The 18938-nt window shown below is 35.9% G+C and carries 15 protein-coding genes and 1 pseudogene; 4 read left to right on the top strand and 12 right to left on the bottom strand.

The genetic code is table 11. The features are described 5' to 3' along the window. Nucleotides 1–259: 259 nt before the first annotated feature. The 6 genes from LF886_RS18175 to LF886_RS18150 all read right to left on the bottom strand — a co-directional run bounded on the left by LF886_RS18175 (nt 260) and on the right by LF886_RS18150 (nt 8232). Nucleotides 260–2674 (bottom strand): TonB-dependent receptor, encoded by a 2415-nt coding sequence (locus LF886_RS18175; RefSeq protein ID WP_236851015.1) that lies wholly within the window; start codon nt 2672–2674, stop codon nt 260–262. Nucleotides 2675–2680: 6 nt separating this feature from the next. Next, a complete protein-coding gene (locus LF886_RS18170) occupies nt 2681–3121 on the bottom strand; it encodes a MarR family winged helix-turn-helix transcriptional regulator (protein WP_236851014.1) in 441 nt (146 codons plus the stop codon). Nucleotides 3122–3240: 119 nt separating this feature from the next. After that, nucleotides 3241–6465: an ABC transporter permease/M1 family aminopeptidase gene (locus LF886_RS18165; protein ID WP_236851013.1), complete on the bottom strand. Its 3225-nt coding sequence runs from the start codon at nt 6463–6465 to the stop codon at nt 3241–3243. A 2-nt stretch (nt 6466–6467) separates the two neighbouring features. Further along, nucleotides 6468–7340, bottom strand: a complete 873-nt coding sequence (locus LF886_RS18160; RefSeq protein WP_236851012.1) for an ABC transporter ATP-binding protein — start codon at nt 7338–7340, stop codon at nt 6468–6470. Nucleotides 7341–7511: 171 nt separating this feature from the next. Further along, on the bottom strand, nt 7512–7715 hold the full coding sequence (locus LF886_RS18155) for a helix-turn-helix domain-containing protein (RefSeq protein WP_002980904.1): 204 nt from the start codon (nt 7713–7715) through the stop codon (nt 7512–7514). A gap of 1 nt (nt 7716) precedes the next feature. After that, complete coding sequence (locus LF886_RS18150) at nt 7717–8232, bottom strand: DUF2975 domain-containing protein (protein WP_236851011.1); 516 nt, start codon at nt 8230–8232, stop codon at nt 7717–7719. Nucleotides 8233–8399: 167 nt separating this feature from the next. Here LF886_RS18150 and LF886_RS18145 point away from each other — a divergent pair, with 167 nt between their 5' ends. Next, nucleotides 8400–8741, top strand: coding sequence for a TfoX/Sxy family protein (locus LF886_RS18145; RefSeq protein ID WP_124530432.1), 342 nt, complete (start codon nt 8400–8402; stop codon nt 8739–8741). Nucleotides 8742–8861: 120 nt separating this feature from the next. Here the strand turns inward: LF886_RS18145 and LF886_RS18140 are convergent, their stop codons facing one another. The 3 genes and pseudogenes from LF886_RS18140 to LF886_RS18130 all read right to left on the bottom strand — a co-directional run bounded on the left by LF886_RS18140 (nt 8862) and on the right by LF886_RS18130 (nt 13058). Continuing rightward, complete coding sequence (locus tag LF886_RS18140) at nt 8862–9956, bottom strand: DNA polymerase beta superfamily protein (protein WP_236851010.1); 1095 nt, start codon at nt 9954–9956, stop codon at nt 8862–8864. After that, nucleotides 9950–12123, bottom strand: a pseudogene (locus LF886_RS18135) (AAA family ATPase). Before LF886_RS18135 ends, LF886_RS18140 begins: the two are co-directional and overlap by 7 nt. 182 nt (nt 12124–12305) lie before the next feature. Beyond that, a complete protein-coding gene (locus LF886_RS18130; RefSeq protein WP_236851009.1) occupies nt 12306–13058 on the bottom strand; it encodes a DNA polymerase beta superfamily protein in 753 nt (250 codons plus the stop codon). 335 nt (nt 13059–13393) lie between these two features. On the opposite strand from LF886_RS18130, the gene cobT reads away from it, so the two are divergent. Beyond that, nucleotides 13394–14401 (top strand): nicotinate-nucleotide--dimethylbenzimidazole phosphoribosyltransferase, encoded by a 1008-nt coding sequence (gene cobT, locus LF886_RS18125; protein WP_236851008.1) that lies wholly within the window; start codon nt 13394–13396, stop codon nt 14399–14401. 55 nt (nt 14402–14456) lie between these two features. Here the strand turns inward: cobT and LF886_RS24170 are convergent, their stop codons facing one another. Then, nucleotides 14457–14960 (bottom strand): hypothetical protein, encoded by a 504-nt coding sequence (locus LF886_RS24170; protein ID WP_410685641.1) that lies wholly within the window; start codon nt 14958–14960, stop codon nt 14457–14459. After that, nucleotides 14849–15448 (bottom strand): hypothetical protein, encoded by a 600-nt coding sequence (locus LF886_RS18115; protein WP_236851006.1) that lies wholly within the window; start codon nt 15446–15448, stop codon nt 14849–14851. Before LF886_RS18115 ends, LF886_RS24170 begins: the two co-directional genes overlap by 112 nt. A gap of 179 nt (nt 15449–15627) precedes the next feature. Between LF886_RS18115 and LF886_RS18110 the strand changes: the two genes are divergently transcribed. Both LF886_RS18110 and cobC read left to right on the top strand, forming a co-directional pair. Continuing rightward, a complete protein-coding gene (locus LF886_RS18110) occupies nt 15628–16410 on the top strand; it encodes an adenosylcobinamide-GDP ribazoletransferase (protein WP_236851005.1) in 783 nt (260 codons plus the stop codon). Then, nucleotides 16395–16949, top strand: coding sequence for an alpha-ribazole phosphatase family protein (cobC, locus tag LF886_RS18105; protein WP_236851004.1), 555 nt, complete (start codon nt 16395–16397; stop codon nt 16947–16949). Before LF886_RS18110 ends, cobC begins: the two co-directional genes overlap by 16 nt. Before the next feature lie 169 nt (nt 16950–17118). Here the strand turns inward: cobC and LF886_RS18100 are convergent, their stop codons facing one another. Next, the gene (locus tag LF886_RS18100) at nt 17119–18873 is read right to left on the bottom strand and encodes a hypothetical protein (protein WP_236851003.1); all 1755 of its coding nucleotides are present in this window, start codon (nt 18871–18873) and stop codon (nt 17119–17121) included. Between the last annotated feature and the right edge of the window lie 65 nt (nt 18874–18938).

Genomic DNA, 18938 nt, shown 5'->3' with positions numbered 1-18938 from the left:
TTTATATTATGAAGTTGGATACGCAAAGGTGCAAAAGAATTTAATTATTTATATTGAGTAGGACGCAGGGAAATCGAAAATTTCCAACAAGCATATTGTTTTATTTTTTGCATCTTTTTTCCCCTACAAAATCAACAAAAGATTAAAATAAATGTATAATTATGCGATACTCAATTTTATCGAAGATAAAATCCTTGCGACTTAAATCCAACATTTTATTCCTCTTTCTTCGCGCCTTTGCGTTTCCAACTTCTTCCAACTAGCTTCCGATTCTCTGCTTAAGGTCCTCAGCACCTCCCGTTTTTCTAGGCTGCCCGTTTTTAGAAGAACCAAAATTATAAGTATAGGAGATTGTGGCGACACGCGAATCTCTTTTTACCGCAAAGTTTTCTATATAATCATTATAAACAGTCTGGCCTTTGATGTTGCTGGTAAAGAAAATATCAGTGAAGGAGAGCTTCAGTACACTGTTGTTCTTAAATTTCTTCTGTGCACCAATATTCAAATACCAGTTAGGGCTCACATTCAGATAGGCATAGACCTCTCTGGCTTTATAATTTCCGGTAAGTTCAGCGGAGAAACCATTTCCTAATTTAAAGGAATTAATACTGTTGATGCTAAAGGTAAAATTCCCCTGGTTATTGATCTGTGTTCCGGAAACATTTCCAGTGTATGAACCATAGTAGAAATTGGCGCTGTTGTTCATCTCCCACCATGGGGTCACTTTTACCGGAGCGATCAGGTTTAGCCCAAAATAAGAAGCAGAACTTAGGTTTTCAATCGTCTGTACGGTTACAATCTGCCCGTTTTCTATGACAGGTTTTAAGATGTCTGTAATGTTGTCAGAAGTCTTGCTGTAGCTTAATGTGGCGAAATATTTATTGCTAAGACTGTACGTCAATTCATAATTCATCGTGATCTGCGGATTCAGGTCTGGGTTTCCGGCCTTCAGCGTGGTAGGATCAAGATAGAACTTAAAAGGATTCAGCTGATTGTAGCTTGGTCTTGTAATCCTTCTGCTGAAATTGACTTCCAGGTTACTTTTATCCGTAAGATCATAGGAAAAAACAGCACTTGGAAATAGCTGGGTATAATTTCTTTTGTTGACCTGGTTGGTTGTAATCTGGGTGCCTTTGACGTTCGTGTTTTCAAGTCTCAACCCTGCATTAGCTTTAAATTTCTCCCATTTTTTAGAGACATTTCCGTAGACTGCATTGATGTTTTCTTCGTAAATAAAATGATTGGTTTTAGAAAAATCGGGAATGGAAACTCCTGAGCTTGCATTGAAGAATTTCAGGTCATTGTCCGTCTTTACAAAACTCGTTTTAACACCGCTTTCCAGCTTCCAGTCGTTCTTTAAGTTTTTCGTCAGATCAGACTTTAAAGAATAAATATTCAATTTTCCGTCCATATCCCCTTTGATGATATCAAGACTGTTCATACCGCTGGCGATTTCATGAGTACTGGTATCAAAACTTTGTAAAGAAGAATTCGTGTAATTGATATAGTCAAAATCGGTTGAGATTTCAGAACCTAAAGAATCTATCGTGTATTTATGATTAAGATTAAATGAAAGATTGGTCCAGCGGTCGTTTGATCTGTTGACGGTTGTGAAAGAGCTTTCAGGAAGGTGATTGCTGCCCAGGGTCACGTTAGAATTATCTCCGTTAATATTGAACTTGTTTGAAACCAGTCCTACAGAAAACCCAAGCACATTTTTATCATTCAGATAATAATCCATTCCTGCTTTGGCAAGATGACTGTTGAATTTGAATTTCAAATAATTGTCCTGTACATATGCTTTTTTTAAATTGTTGGCTTCATAGAAATTTCTGTCCAGTACCAGACCGTTGTAAGCTTCCCTGTAAGCAAAGCTGTAATTTCCAAAAATATTGACTTTCTTATTCCTGTGGTTAATGCTAAAACTATTGTTGTTTTTCACATATTTACCCGTGCCCAGAGAGGTTGAAATGCTTCCGTTGGTTCCCTTTCTCTGTTCTTTTTTTAGTTTGATATTGATAATGGCAGATCCCGATGCATCATATTTGGAAGAAGGATTCGTTATGAATTCTATCTTTTCAATGGTAGAAGATGGTATTCCTTTAAGATAATTGGCAAGATCAGATCCGGTCATAGGCGTATTTTTACCATCAATCTGAACCAGAAGATTTCCTTTTCCACGGAGACTGATATTATCGTTGTTGTCTATATTGACTCCCGGAGCCTTCTCCAGTACTTCAAACGCAGAATTTCCAGTGCTGGCAATACTGTTTTCAACATTCATGATCATTTTTCCGTCCTGCCTTTCAATGAGAGGCTTGGTTTTGGTGATCGTTACCCCTTCAATAGATTTTACATTCAGGTCAATAGAAGACAGTACAGTGTTTTTTGCCAACACAATGTTTTCAGAATGGTAGACTTCAGAACCGCTTTTATTGATCTTTAATTGATAGGTTCCTTCTTTTAAATCATTGAAATTGAATTTACCATTGTCATCAGCAATCTCTGTTTTGATTAATTTCTGATTGGTATCGAAGAGATTGATTTCCATCTGCTCCGCTTTGCCGGAATTGATGCTTCCGGACAATGATAAGCTTTGCAATGTCTGTGCAGAAAGCATACTGCTGAAAAAAATCAGCAGCCAGACAAAAATAAATGTAAATATTCTGATCATCGTATTTTATTTTTTAGGATTAAGACAGTTTTCTGAAATTTTCAGTAAAGCAGAATACATGACTTCCATTTCATTCTTACTGATCCCCTTCAAAGCCATTTCACGGTTCTTCTCCACGATATTCTGAACCTCTCTGATCACCTTTACTCCGGAATCTGTTACTTCCAGATTGGTTTTCCTGCGGTCTTCAGAATGAATATGTCTTGTGATGTATTCTGATTTTACCATTAAATCAATAATTCTGGTGACAGAAGCATTGTCCTTGAAAACAAGATCACCAATTTCATTCTGAGTAATGCCCGGGTTTTCCAGAATCGCTTTGATGATAAGCCACTGATCAATCGTAATCGTAAAACCATGGGCTTTCAGCTGGCGCTGAGCATAGTTTCTATAGGCTCGGATCGCTTTGTCTATATTGTAGAATATAATTGAATTTAACTTTTCCATATTTTCAGATTTAAAATGATGTATCAATTATTGATATATCAACTAATTAGTAAATCATCATTTTATTTTGTTACAACTCCTGAAAAATATTTTCAAAAAAAATAAAAACTATTGATCTCTTACTTTGATTTTGCCCTTACAGAAGAGTTTTTTTTGCCATTAGTAACAGTTATATTGTCTATGGTTTTAAACAATCTGTCAATCTCTTTTCTGGCCGAAGCATCAGGAGCAGCTTTGTAAAACTCATTCATCAGATCTAATGAAGTAGGTTTCTTTGGATATTGATTATTGTTGAGAAAGCTTTTTAATGCTGTATTGAGTCTGCTTTCGCCCATTACATGACTCAATTGTACCATGGCCATTGCTCCTTTTGAATAAGAAATATGAGGGGCATCTCCGGTCGCTTTATAGATCGGAATATTTTCGGACAAACCTTTTTCATTGCCGTAGATCTGCTGATGCATTTTGATTCTCTCTATCATTTTTTCTCTGCCGTGCATCTGTTTGTAAAGCATCATTTCCGTATACATAGCCAGTGTTTCGGTAAGCATTACAGAACCTTCTCTGTCATCAGGGTTGATCTGGCTGTTTCCCCACCAAAGGTGTGAAAGCTCATGTCCGGCCAGTTCATTGATGACATCCTGCTTCTTATCCGCCTGTATATTGGCATGAAAAACCATGTCTTCAGGCATAAAGATGGCAGAAGGATAGGCAGTGGCGGCAAAACCTTTGGTAAAAGAAGAGATCTCAGCAAAACAGATCGTTTTAAAAGGATAGTGTCCGAAATTCTGCTGACAGTAATCTAGAGTAAGTTTGGCATTTTCAAGAAGATGATTAACGTTTTCATTGTGCTTTTGATGATAAAAGATATTGATGGTAATTCCTTTATAATTAATACTTTTTAACTCATATTTTGCTGATGAAATGGCAAACCGGAAAGGAATCTGGTCTGCTTTATACTCAAAATAATTAAGGCCGGATGATGACCAATTTTTTATTAAATCTCCCGTTCCTATCGCTGTCTGGCCCTTTTCAGTGGAAATAATCATACTCAGATTGATAAAATCCTTTTTTGAAACTTCAGGGGCTTCCGGTTTCTTCAGTTCTGTAAGTTTTCCAAGCTTGAATTGGCTTCGCTGTTTTTCATCCTGAATTTCATAATCTTTTTGGTAGCCGATGGTAGGATAATATCTGCTGATTCTCATAAAAGATCCGTCTGCGATAATGGCATTAAAGGATTGATGGCCGTTTACTGCGAACCATTGATAAGACAATGTGAAATTCAGAGAAGCCGTTTTACCAGGCACGAGAGGCTGTTTTAATGAAACTTCCGTGACGTTTTGATGAATTTTTGTCGTTTCAGTTCCTGATGTCATTACAGCAGATTCCAGTTTTAAATCATCATTAAAATTGATTAAAATTTTGTTGATGGATTGGTCTGTTTGATTTTTAAGGGTATATTTTCCAACAATCTGATAAGCGTTTTCCGAAGGATAAAGTTTAATTTCTGTGGTAACGTCAGAAATATCAGGCTGTGGAAGAGCTTCATATTTCCGGTAGTTCTTTTCATATTCTACGGAGCTTAAAATAGCTTGCTCTTTATCTTTAGAAACATACCCTTTCATAAACAATACTCCGGCAGAGATTCCTGAAATCAATAGGATTATACTGAAGCAAGATGCAATTACAGGGACTTTTTTAATTTTTATAATACTGTTAAATACCCACAAAATACTGATGATACCCGCTCCGAAGACAAGTCTTTGGGCAAAAGCTTTTTCATAGATTCCATAGCCATTAAAATCACTGTAAGTTCCTTTAAAATCAGAAAATATTCTGAAAAGAGGATAGGAAATCAATTTCCCGGAAACCGGACCTGATAATACAAACACTGCGAGAATGGAAATCCCGAGCGCAATGAATTTATGAGGAATCCTGTCATTAATCAAAAGGATCAATCCGGAAAACAGCATCAAAGGGAAAGTATTGAAAAGGAAAACACCGAGATACGCATTCCAGTCGATATGAAAATACTGATAAGCCGCCTGGAAAATAATGCCCTGAATAATTAAAATCCCGGTGAAGAAAAACAACAGAAAACTGATTGAAATAAAATGTCCGATTAACCGATTTTTTGAGAAAAAAGTGCTGTTTTCAATCAGGAAAAATCCGGAAGATTGGCTTCTCCAATAGACATCGTTCAGAAAATAAGCTGAAATAAGCAATCCAAGAAGGTGAAAGTTTTCTGAGATCGTTGTAGCCATAAGCCCAGAACCTGCATACTTCTGTGGAAGGCGGATTCCCTTTTCAATTTCGGCATACATTTCCATTCCGACACAAAATAACAAAAGGATGGAAATGGCAGGAACAGCAATGCTCTTGAACAGGTATGTAAGGTCAGTTTTTGTAAAAGAGAGTACAGACCGGAAAGAACTCCACCGATTAAAGCTTGGGGTAACTGTGGAGTATTCTGAGGCATTTGTTTCAGATAGTGTATGAACGTTTCCTACTGTTTTTACTTTCTTTCCGGAGGTATTAGAAAAAGAAAATAATCTGAGCGAAAGGAAAAGAATTCCCACCGATATAAAGAAAAATAGAAGCCTGTTGAACAACAGATATCCTGTAAAAGGAACCAGCTGAATGTTTTTCTGATGCGAACTTAGATCACGAGCCTGCATGAAATAGGCAGATAATCCAAAAGGATCAATTGAAGCTGAAAACTGCTGTGTTTCCAATGACTGGGGCAGGCTTCCCGCCATAAAAGGGGAGTTGGAAAACAGCAAAATAATCATATAGAGCACATACAGAAGCAGCCCGCCCACTACAACCAACAATTTTCTTTTTATAATAACAGCAATGAGAAACAGAAAACTGCAGACAAACAAACTGTTGATAAAACCGAAAAGTAATAATGGGTAGAGGTAATGGATGATATGAAAAGCTTCCTGCATTTCAGTTCCGGTACGCATCATTTGACCTATGAGAAATCCAGTCATTAAGAACGAAAAACTTACAAATGTCTGTAGGAAATAAGCGATAAATTTCCCTTTCAGATAAGTGGATTTTGAAAATGGAAATGAAAACAGAATGCTGTCAAATTTTGAATCATGATCTTTAAACAACAGCTGTAAGGCATACACCGTGGCAAAAAAAATCACGGTAAGACTCAGCATTCCGGTCATAAAACCGATGGTATAGGGTGAGTTTAAATAAATTCCTTCTCCTATCGAAAGATTAAACTGGTTCCCGCAAAAAATACCGATTCCTACTAAGAGTAAGGCCACAAGATAGGTGAGCCAGTGCTGGGTGCTGCGTCTGGCTTCGAATAAAAATAGAGTGTTCATGATTAAGGTTTTTGGGTGAGTGTATGGAAGTAAACGTGTTCCAGTAAAGGCGTTACGGAACTAAAGTCTTTGGGAGATTCTTCAGAAAATATGGTAATGTGAAGTTCTCTTTCGAGAAGTTGTCTGCTGATGATCTCATAGCTGGAACCATAAGTTTCCAGTTCGTTTTTGTCAATAGGTTTTGACCAGATTCTGTTTTCCAGTTCAGCAATCAGTTTTCCGGGATTTCCTTTTCTGAGAATCTGCCCACGATTCATCACCGCCATTTCCGAACAGAGATTTCGGACATCTTCAACGAGATGGGTAGACAAGATGACGATAACATCCTGACTGATATCGTTGAGCAAGGTATTGAAACGGTTGCGTTCCTCCGGATCCAATCCTGCGGTAGGCTCATCCACAATGATAATTTTCGGATCTCCCAATAAAGCCTGGGCAACGCCAAAACGCTGTTTCATTCCCCCTGAAAATGTATGAACTTCTTTTTTAGCAAAATCAGAAAGGTTGACCTTTTCCAGCAGACTCAGAATTTGATTTTTACGCTTACTTTTATCGGTAATGCCTTTCAATACAGCAATATGTTCCAATAGATCACAGGCTGAGACTTTCGGATATACTCCAAAATCCTGAGGGAGAAATCCCAGATTCTGCTTGATATAATCAGGATTTTTTATAATATCCACTTCATTGAAAAGCAGTGTTCCTGACGTGGGTTTCTGAAGCCCTACAAAGGTTTTCATCAGAGACGATTTTCCGGCTCCATTTGGTCCAAGCAGTCCAAACATACCGTTTTTGATTTCGAGAGAAATGTCTTTAATAGCTTGAAAACCATTTTTGTAGGTAAGGCTAAGGTTGTTAATGGATAATGTATTCATAGTGTTGTGTTTAGGGAATAGAAGGACAGGCAGCCTTTCGGCAGCTGATGATTTAGAAGTTAGAAATTAGAAGTTAATGGCTGGAAGATAGAGGCTAGAAGTTAGAAGTAAAATTTTACACTCCCACTCTAAAACACTCTTACGCTCAAACTCTCTCACTCACACACCCAGCTACTCTTTAAATTCAAGAATATCTCCCGGCTGGCATTCCAGGATTTTGCAGATGGCTTCCAGAGTATCAAAACGAACTCCTTTGGCTTTTCCGGTTTTAAGGATAGAGAGGTTGACAGGGGTGATACCTAGTTTTTCGGCCAATTCTTTACTCTGCATTTTTCGTTTGGCAAGCATCACATCTAGGTTGACTATAATTGGCATTTTAAATAAATAGGTCTTGTTCGTTTTGCAAATGTAGTCCTTGCTTAAAGATATTCGCAAGAAACAAACAGAAAATTCCAAGCATAAAGTGAATAAACACCAGTCCCCATATCATACTTTCTACTTCCACAGAGAAACTCGCGATAATCACTAATGGAAGCGGGATGAAAATATTATACAGGTAAAATCTCTTAAGCTGAATGATATTCTCCTGAGTAAATAGTTTCTGCTGGAAAAATACTTTGAAAACCCTGGCAGACAGCCAGAAAAAGATTCCATAAGTAATGAGCACCAACATAAACGAAAAGATCATATAGGGATAATTGTTTTCGATATTCAGAAACGGCTGTTGTGTAAACGGATAATTGATATGAAGGAACTGTCCTTCTTTATAAGGTGTAACTGAAAATCCGGTGATAAGACAGAGCAGAGAATACACAAAAGTGATCAGATATCCGGCCGAAAGTAAGGAGCAGATATAAAATAAAATCTTTGAAATAATTTTGGTCTGGTTCATGGCATGAATAATAATTGATATTGCAAATGTATAATTAATTATCGTAAAACAATAATTAATTTAAATAAAATTTTATTTTTCAAAATAAGAATCTATCAATAAATCGGAAGAAATAGTGTGATAATCACAGTTTTTAGTTAATTTTAAACAACAAAAAAATTGAAATCATGGCTTACAGCACTGAACTTGCCGACCGGGTACGTGAACGGCTTTCAATAGTAGAAAATATTGAGGTTGAAGAGAAGAAAATGTTCAGCGGACTATCTTTTTTGGTGAACGGAAAGATGTGTATCAACATCAGTCATGATAATCTGATGTGCCGTTACGACCCTGAACTTGAAGATGAGGTTTCGGAGAAAAAGGGATTTCTGCCGATGATCATGAAAGGGAAGCAGCTTACAGGATATTGTTATGTAGAGCCCATTGGTTTTAAAAAAGCTGATGATTTTGAATATTGGATCAAAATCTGCCTGGATTATAATCCGGTGGCAAAGGTGTCGAAGAGGTGAGTTGTTGGGTTTGAGAGTGAGAGGGTTTGAGGGTTTTAGAGTGGGAGAGCGGAATGAGTGGGAGGTTTTGAGAGTCAGAGAGTGGAAGTGCTGGAATTGATCAATACTGCCACTCATAACTCATAACTCATCATTATTGTACAGTTTTTCCCTTATCTCAATCAGGATTTTTGTTGTTTTTTCTAAATCCGGAGCATCAGGAAGATTTGACTTGGAATAATGATTTTCTACAGATTGTATCAGGTTTTCTGCCTTTTCCATAACGTTTTCATAAGACTGGTTTCCTGCTTTGATGTCTAACAGTTCGTCGCGGTTTTCTACACGGATCGTCAGTGAATTGGTTTTAAAAATCTGTTCACAGGACTGCAGCAGCCGGATGGTATGCATCATATTTTTGCTGTCATAATTTTGTCCGTGGGTCTGATTGACGTTATAGCGGTCTTCATTGCGCTCAGCAACCCATTTCCAGTATTCCCTGTAATCTTTACAGTAAACAGAGTAGGCATCCAGATTGCAAAACAGATAAGCAGTCGGTTTTTCATCTTTGGGAACAGAGGATACGGAAACCTGATTCGCTTCTTCATTTTGAATAATACCTTTATATCCCAATGTTCCCGATTCATCATAAAATAAAGCATACATTCCCTTGGTATGATCAATACCCACCAATCCGCATTTTTCCTGTAAAAGACCATTTCCCCCGCCAGTGGAAGGGAATTCATGCAGCCATTTTTTCAAGGGTACAGAACCCTGCCCATCAAGAATAAAACAGAAATCCAAGATCGATTTTCTTTCTTTATCGATAGGATTTAAGATCTTTTTGTTGAGTCCTTTTGCCTTTTTAATCTGTGATACAGCATAACCTGCAAAAGTATCTTTACATAATTTTGACAGGAAATCTTCAGTTTTCAGTAAATCCATCAACGGATGTTTGTATTGAATACAATCCTCAGGACTTGCCAGAATTTCCAAAATATTAGGATTGTTTTTCTGTAGCAATTCTACAAATCTCCCGATTTCATAATACGTAATGTCATTCGTTTCATTGGAAATCTGCGGAATATAGTTCAGTCCAAAGAAATCTTCCTTCGGCAGATAATACACTCCACGGATATCCGTATCAGAATTCTCCGTTGCCAGCCCAAAAGCTCGGCTTCCGGAAATGGCTTCGAAAAGGAGGAGGTTGTGGGTTTTTATTGATTCTATATTTAACATATTTCCATCATTTTGTCATAATGCGTTTTTCCGCCAATATTTTCAAATAGTATTTCAAAACTCTTTAATGCTATATCTTTCGGTTCTTCGGATATTCTTGTAAAATAAATTTCGTCATTTGTTGAAACTCTATGACTTTCATCTTGCATTTGTGAAATTAATGCAGTTATAATTAAATTTTCTGAGCTCTCTTCCGGCATCTCATTTTTAAGATCCCATAAATTAACGTCATCTATTAAGCCCATGAAGTTAACATAGCTTTCAACTACTCTACGCATGTTATTCATTAGGGCCATGGAGATTTTTTCAGAAGCATCTTTTTTTATTTCCTGCCAAAGTAGATGATAATCATTAAACGCAATGCTTTTATAGTTTTCTATTCTTTCAATAACAGATTCATTATTTATTTTTTTATATTGAAATATGATGTTGAATTACATATTCTTGAACCAAATGCTAAAGCTACTTCTTTGTAAAAGAAAATATTATGTGTTAATATAAAAACTTGTTCTATATTTTCATTTTTTAATTGATCAATCAGCTTATTTCCTTGTTGATCTCTTCCTGTGCCTTTTTTTGCAATCAATCTTCTTATCAATGTTGAAACGAAGAATAATACCTGGCTATCCATACTTGATACAGGATCGTCAATAACAATAATTTTCTTTTTTGTTGAATTTTCTGAATCATTAGTTCCCAAACACAGTTGATAGAAATATAAAAATGCTATAAAATTCTTTTCACCTTCACTTAATGTTTTAAAAACATGAGTTTCAAAAGTTTCTTCTTCCCTTAAAATATAATATTTTGTAATATTATTTTCGGATTCTTTTTTCTCAATTTTAAATCCTCTAAAATTATTTTTTAATAATAAATCGTTAATATTATCTATTGCTTTTTGAGTATTAACTGTTTGTGTCTGCCATTCTCTCACTTTTTCCATGGACAATGTTATATTATCTTTTAGTAACATTAATTCCTTTTTAGAGCCACCAATTTCTAACTCATAAGCTTTGTCTTTTGTCTGATAATCAACTATATTGTTTTTTACTTGGTCAGTAATATAATTCCAAACATGATCTTTTAATTCAGATTGATTTTGCTTAATATTATCTACTTCTAAATTATGGTTATGGATAATGGAATTGATTTCATCAACTAATTCTTTTAAATTATTGATGGATTTTATTTCTTTTGCTTCATTGGGCTTATCTAATTTTTTTTGAAATTCAGTGTGATTACTAAACGAAACTTTTTGTATTAAGTTTTGTAATTTTAAAACCTTTGAAGAAACAATTTTTTGGCTGGAAATAGATTGTAATTCTAAATCAAAAGCTGAAAATACATTATTATAATCTGAAAAAACCTGCTTTATTCTTGTTAATTTTTCCTCTCTGGTTGTATCAAAGTATTTTTCAAATTGATTCAGCAAATCTCGTGTTATTGTAGATTGCTGACAGAACGGACATTGTTGATTATCATCTTCTTTATCCAAAAATAAAATTCCTTGTTCAATCCAAGAACTATTATTTAGTTTTTCGATCAAAGGAGCAATTGCAACATCATTACTTCCAACAATTATTTCATTAAGCAATTCATTTATATTACTTTCTAAATCGATGATTTTTTGAAATGTATCTAAAGAAAGAGTATTATTAATTTTTATTAATTCCTCTATATGGAATTTATTATATTTTTCTGTTAAGTAGGTAAGACTTTTTACTTTGAAAGTATTTTTATTTTTATCTACAAGTGTTTGAAAAAAAGTCTCTCTTCTTGATCCCAAATCAATCTTATTAAAGTCTTTTTTAAACTTTCTATTATAGCTAAAACAAGTTTCCCAAATATCCTCTTTAAGTTGCTCTTTTTGTTTTATTAGGCTTTCAATATTTTCCTTCTTGGTGTCATATGTACCTTTTGTTGTAAAAATTAATTCGTTTTCGTTTTTAATTTTTTCTTCAATTTCTTCATTCTTTTCATCTAATGAAAAAATGCCATCCAAATCTTCGTTTATATAAAAGTTTCTTTGGATAAATTCTTGATCAAAAACTAAAATATTTTCATTAGCTCTATCAAAATTTTCGATTGAACATTGAGAGAAAGAGCCTGTTAATGGATCACCTTTGGAAAATTCATAAAAAGTCTTGCAATAGTAGATTTTCCACAACCATTATTACCAAAAAAGAAATTTACTTTTTTTAGATCATTGATTTTAACCAAGCCTTTATAGGTTGCTATATTGTTAAGATTAATTTTTGTTATCATGAATTTTAGTTTTGAAAATAAAAAATAGCTCTAGGTAAATATACTTTGAATTAAATCAAGATAAATTACGGGTTTCCTTACTCTCTAACATTTTTCCAATATCTCCCTAAAAGCCCTCTCCATCTCACCTTTATCCGCCTTTCCTCCTGATAAACTCTTCGATTTTCCCTCATTTTCAGCGATTGTTTTTTCAAGAAATCCAAACACTTCCCAATCGTTCGGATGGAAATAAGATTCTCCTTTGGTCGCTTTTAAGGCAACAAGGTCTTCTATTTTCCGTCTGGTTGCGTCATCTGTTAAAACAAGCAAGTCACTGAACAAGACAGGCGGAACCGTTCCTTTCTCTATGATCCATTTCCCGGTAAGGGTGGTTCGGAGGCAATAAAAATAACTTTTTAATTTTATTTCAGCACTTCTGCACGCTTCCAGATATTTCTTGCTCATGCTCAAATAATGATAGGAAACCGCGACCGGAGAAAAGCAGACATCGGCCAAAGGTCTGAAGAGTTCCACAAACTTTTCATCTGCTTTATAAACGATAGGAGAATAGAACCAGCTCAGCAAGGCAGCATTCGACTTTAGCAAAAGATGAAAAGTCTTTCGCAGGTCCCAACCCGAACCATCCAGGTCATCTTCTGTCATAAATTCTATGGTTTCATCCTTATCCCAGGGAGAAAGATACCAGTCCTTTTCATGACGGTATATAAAACGTATATCATAATCACTGTCAGGAGACGCAAAACCCCAGGCTCTGCTTCCTGATTCTACGGCAAGAAGGACTTCTACGCCCCGTGTAGCCTCAACTTCTTTTATTTTTTCTAGTATTTTTGGTGTCATTGTTTTTCATTTATGATACAAAGTAAGTGGTGTTGTGCGCAATGTACTCGCGTAGTTATTTTGAGTTATGAGATTCGTGGGTGGGTTTTAGGGTTTGAGAGTAGGAGTGTTTGAGTGTTTGAGAGTTTCAGATTTCGGGATTCGAGTTGCAAGATTTGAAGGTCAGAGAGTAGGAGAGTTTTAGGGATGAGAGAGTTTGTGAAAGGGTGGTTTTTAGCCTCCAGCTTCCAGCATCTAACCTCCAGCCTCTAAAAAGTACAGACAAACACTGCAAAATATCCCTCGTTTTAGTAATATTGCAACTTCTCTATTTAACATAACTACTTTTAATATTCATGTTATCATCAGAGCTACAGCATAAAATTGATTTTAAAACAAAACCATTAGGTGCATTAGGACACCTTGAACATATTGCCCACAAAATCGGAATGGTTCAGAAGACCACTTCACCCCAGTTATTGAATCCTCATATGGTGGTTTTCGCGGCCGATCACGGGATTGCTGCCGCAGGCGTAAGTGCCTATCCACAGGAGGTCACCTATCAGATGGTGATGAATTTTCTGGGCGAAGGGGCTGCAATCAATGTTTTTTGCAGACAGCATGGTATTAAAATTAAAATTGTAGATGCTGGAGTCAATTTTGATTTTCCGGAAGGACTAAATCTGGTAAATAAAAAAGTCAGAAAATCCAGCCGTAATATTCTGGAAGAACCTGCCATGAATCCCGAAGAATATCAGCAGGCGCTTAAAAATGGAAAGGCTGTGGTTACTGATATTGTGAGAAAAGGGTGTAATATCATTGGTTTCGGTGAAATGGGAATCGGGAATACTTCAGCTTCCTCTCTGATGATGAGCAAACTTTTTGATATTCCGATTACAAACTGTATCGGACGAGGAACCGGACTTAATGACCATCAGCTGCAGAATAAGGTTCATATTTTAACAGAAGCCATAGAAAAATATCCGGCTGCCATGACTGAGGATGAAATTGCGCAAACTTTTGGTGGATTAGAAATTGCCCAAATGATTGGAGCAATAGAAGAAGCTTATCATCATCATATGCTGATCATGGTGGATGGATTTATTGCCACAGTAGCTGTAGCGACAGTCTGGAAAAAGAATCCTGAGATTCTGAACAACTGTATCTTCTGTCATGTAAGCAATGAAAATGCCCACCCTCAACTGTTGGGGCTGATGAGAGAGAATGCTATTTTAAACCTCAATCTTCGTCTTGGTGAAGGAACAGGCTGTGCATTGGCATATCCGATTATTCAAAGTGCTGTTAATTTCCTGAATGAAATGTCAAGCTTTGAAGATGCTCATATTTCAAATAAATCATCTTAGCTTTAGAAAATAATAAAGGGGCAATGAAGCCCCTTTTATCTTAAAATAAATACTATTAATAAGTATGTGCAACATCTTTACCTGTAAACATCATTCTTACAGGTTTATTTTGAATAGCATCTTCATTCAATTTATATGAATTAAATATCTGCATGCTAGGAATATACCTGTATAAACCGTCATCTACCAAATATAGTTTTCCAGTATTGGTGTTTCGTACCAGTTGGGTTCCTGAAGTGATGTCAGCTCCTCTTTCTCCTGTGTAATCTTCTATATTTACTTTATAGAGCAAATAAGCTTTGCCCTGAACAGCAAACAGATTATTGATCACTGCAAAGGATTCGATACGTCTCAGGGTACTTTCAAATACGATATACAAAGCTCCCGTTGCATTATCCTGGAAAAACTGTCCGTCACGAACTCGATATGCTTTAGGCTCTGAATCTTTTAAGTAGAAAGCAATTCCTTCATAAGAATAGCCGTCTTTTCCATCTCCCAGTTCATTCTTATCTCTGGTGTAGAAGTGGGTCTTTTTATCAGAATTAAAATACCTGTAAATCGGAAAACTTCCCGGTTCATCACCATTATAACTTGTTCCCAGATCTTTTTCTCCCAGTAACTTTGCCCACTCAATTCATTAGGGTTAGTCGTTAATACCAGATCATTACTTCCAGTGTGAAACCATCTTGAAATTACCGGGCCGGGCCCATCTGCAGAACCTAATAATCTCTCCTGAAAATAATAGCTCAGTCCAGGATAGGATTTAGGAAGTTCGGATGGTAAAGGTGAGGTATTGTACAGATGCTTTTTAGTAAGATCACTGTAGAAACCGTAAATAGGATTAGTTAAATAAAAGGATTTGGACCAGATTCCTGCGGGAGGTGGAGTAGGTGTATCCGGATTATCTCTGAAGCCTCCTTTTGCTAATTGGTTAGCAGAAGATCCGTTAAGAGTTTGAGACTCATTTAAAGTTTCCAGTTCATCACCGGGAGCCGAACAGCTTACTATGGATAGAAGACACAATCCAACGAAATACGCTTTTTTCATTTGTTTTTTTCATGGTTATTATGGTGCAAAACTAAAAATACTTCAGAAATAAAAAGGACAAATTTCGGGTGATAAGATTCATGTTTCTTATTTTTTCAATAGATCCCTTTATCATTGTTAAAAGCTTTCCTAATTTTACAGGAATTGATTAATCCAGTTTTTATATTAAAAAAGAACAGATGAAAGTCCTCAAAAATGAACTGATTTACTTTGCTACAGCATTGATGTTTTTTACAAGAATTCCGGTTCCGTTTACCATTCCGTACTCCAGTGAGATTATGAATAAATCTCAAAAATATTTTGCATGGGTAGGATTGATAATAGGATTCATAAATGCTTTGGTTCTCTATTTTTCTATGTTGCTTTTTAATCTTGAAATAGGGATTGTTCTCATGATGATTTCCAATGTTTTGTTGACCGGAGCTTTTCATGAAGATGGTTTTACAGATATGTGCGACAGTTTCGGAGGAGGATATGGAAAAGAAAAAATTCTCACCATCATGAAAGACAGCAGGGTAGGAGCCTATGGAACGATCGGGATCATTCTGCTTTTTGCTTTAAAATTCTACAGTATTCAGTCATTGGGGATGAGTAATCCGGTGGGAGTCTTACTTATTGTTATTTTAGGACATACAGTAAGCCGCTTTATTTCGGGAACAATGATTTATACTCACCAATATGTTACGGATATTGATGTCAGCAAGTCGAAACCTTTAGCGAATAAACCATTGGATAAAACGGCTTTAATAGTAGGATTTATCAGTGTTTTAATTGCTTTTTACCTGATTCCGGACTGGCATTTGATTTTTGCGTTTGCTCTGGCTTATGCAGGGAAAATTTATATGGGCTGGTATTTTAAAAAGCATATCGGAGGCTATACCGGAGATTGTCTGGGGTCTGTTCAGCAGGTTTGTGAAGTTTTGTTTTACTTAGGAACAATAATCGTATGGAAATTCATCTGATTCGTCATACTGCTGTAGAAAACCCTGAAAACCTGTGTTATGGTTTTGCCGAAATACCATTACGGAAGCAATATGCGCAGGATTTTAAAGATATAAATTTGAATAACGACTATGACTTTGTTATTTCAAGTCCTTCACAACGCTGCCATTTTTTAGCGGATTATTGTAAGCTTAATTATCAAACAGATGAAAGGATTCGTGAAATGAATTTCGGAGATTGGGAACTGCAAAAATGGACTGATATTCCGGAAGAAGAAATCAATCCCTGGTACAAAGATTTTATCAATGTAAAAGCTTCGGGAGGTGAAAATCTTCTTGAAATGCAGGTCCGTGTCCTTAGTTTCTGGAAAGAACTCATTCAGAAAAAAGATATCAATAAAGTGCTGGTCATCACCCATGCCGGAGTCATTCGTCTGATTCTACAGGCTGTGCTTCAGTTTCCGTTGGAGAATATGTTTACAATTCAGATTGATTATGGAAAGAAAGTCGTCATTGATATAAATGAAGATATTTTTTCTATTAAAAAGATGAATGTATAATACTGACCAACATCCCAACTGAAGACGGGAAAATTCCCCTCCCTCGTAGGGATGGTGAAAATTCAAAGAATTTTTGATGGGGTGGTTTTCAACGTTCTTTATTCTCCTCTATACCTCACCCCATCCACAAAAAAACGCCACCCGATACAATCAGATGACGTCATGGAATTTATTTAAAAATCCTGATAAAACTATCTTTTTCAAGGCTTTCCAGTGAGAAATCAAAATCAGATTCCGCTTTTTTTGTTGTAATCTCTGCTCCAAGCTCTTTTACAAGCTCATTGAAAGACATTGCTTCGTACCATTGCTGATACAAGGCACTGGTTGCCATGATGGATACCTCATTATTTCCTGAAACATGAGAATGTCCCGCTCCGAAGTTCAACAGTACGAAACATTGCTTTCCGTCCTTTGGTAACAGCATTCCCAGAATCATTTGTTTCTGAACCGAGTTACATCTGGCTTCAGCAAAGAGATTGTTAGGATTCATCATATAGTCGTAGGAAATGTTATCTCCTTTTCCGATGACGATTTTATATCCACAATTCGCATCACCACTGAAAACATTGTTCATGACAAGTGTTGGCGTACTCAGCCCTTTATTGGCGTAAAGATATTCAACAGCACCGTTGGGAGCGGAAGTCATATCTCCGGAATACATCAATTGTCCTTCACCATGATTATAAGCGGCATTCCAACCTATTTTTCCAGCAATATTCAATCCTGAAAGATCAAGGTCATTGGCCCCCCATTTATCTTCCCAATAGATACCAATGGCTAGTCTATCCCCATAAAAACGGGTTCCGGTAGGAATATTTCCCACAAACATTTTTTCAGATGTCGGCAATGCAAATTCTACATTCTCCGGGAAATAGAATTTCTTTCCGGAAAGGTTTTCGTACTTCAGTTTCAAATAATCCAAAATGAAATCATAATTGAATTGATTCACGTAAGTTTCTTTACCTTTTTTAGTCCATGATTTTCCATTTCTGATTCTGTAAACAAAAGTATCCTGACCATACATTCTTGAATGGCATGCTGACAATGCTTTGAATAATGCAAACGGTGTCGCATTTTCCAACCAATGCCAATCGCTGTTTTCCAATAATGTATTGGTAGCGTCATTCAATGGATTTGAAATTAATGGCTTATGGTGTACTTTAGACAGCTTGGATATTTTATTGACCGCTTTTGGAGCTCTGTTTTTATAGGCAAGGAATAACGGCTTAAATCTGTTAAAAATTTCTGCCAGTTTTTCCAGTCCAAAGCTTTCGAACAAATACGTTGGATTAAATTTACTTTGCTTGATTAAATTAATCAAATCATCGTTTTTAATTAAAAGCGTTGTATTTGTCGTTTTATAAATAACGTAACGGAAAAACTCAACAGGATTTTCAGGATAGATGTCATATAAATCGGCTATTTTTATGATCGCTTCTTTATTTCTGATGTTTTCTTTTCCTGTAAAATCATAATCCAGTTCTGTATGCAAAATAGAAAGCAAATCATCAATCGTTTCTTCTTTCAAAGCAATTCCGGATCTTAAAAGAGAAAGGCATTTTTCCTGCATTTCTTCTACAGTATAGGCTTTGACTACTTTAAAGATCAGTTTCATGTTGGGAACATTCAAAACTTCTTCAGGAATATAAATTTCGTTCTGAAAATTACTTCCGTACGTTGAAATATAATGTTCGATCTGTTCAAAAAACAATTCTATTCTGGAAGTATTTTTTATTTTCTCCCAGGATTTATGAAAGGTTTTGTTCAAATCATTTCCATTTAGTTTTTCCTTTGCATAATAAGAGATAATCTCTTTTTTTGCCCAAACTGCATCAGGCTCAATGATAAAACCATTATCAGAAATAAATGGCTTTTCATCAGATTTTCTAGCCAGTACAGCATTGAATAATTGTAGTGTTTTCATTGTTTTAAGTTTAAAAAATAAGTGAGGAGTAGATTCATTAAAAGTGAAGAGTATAGGAACTCCTT

It is taken from the genome of Chryseobacterium sp. MEBOG07 (assembly GCF_021869745.1).
Classification (GTDB): domain Bacteria; phylum Bacteroidota; class Bacteroidia; order Flavobacteriales; family Weeksellaceae; genus Chryseobacterium; species Chryseobacterium viscerum.
Note: the sequence above shows the minus strand (reverse complement) of the source record. Positions and strands in the feature narration are given on the sequence as shown.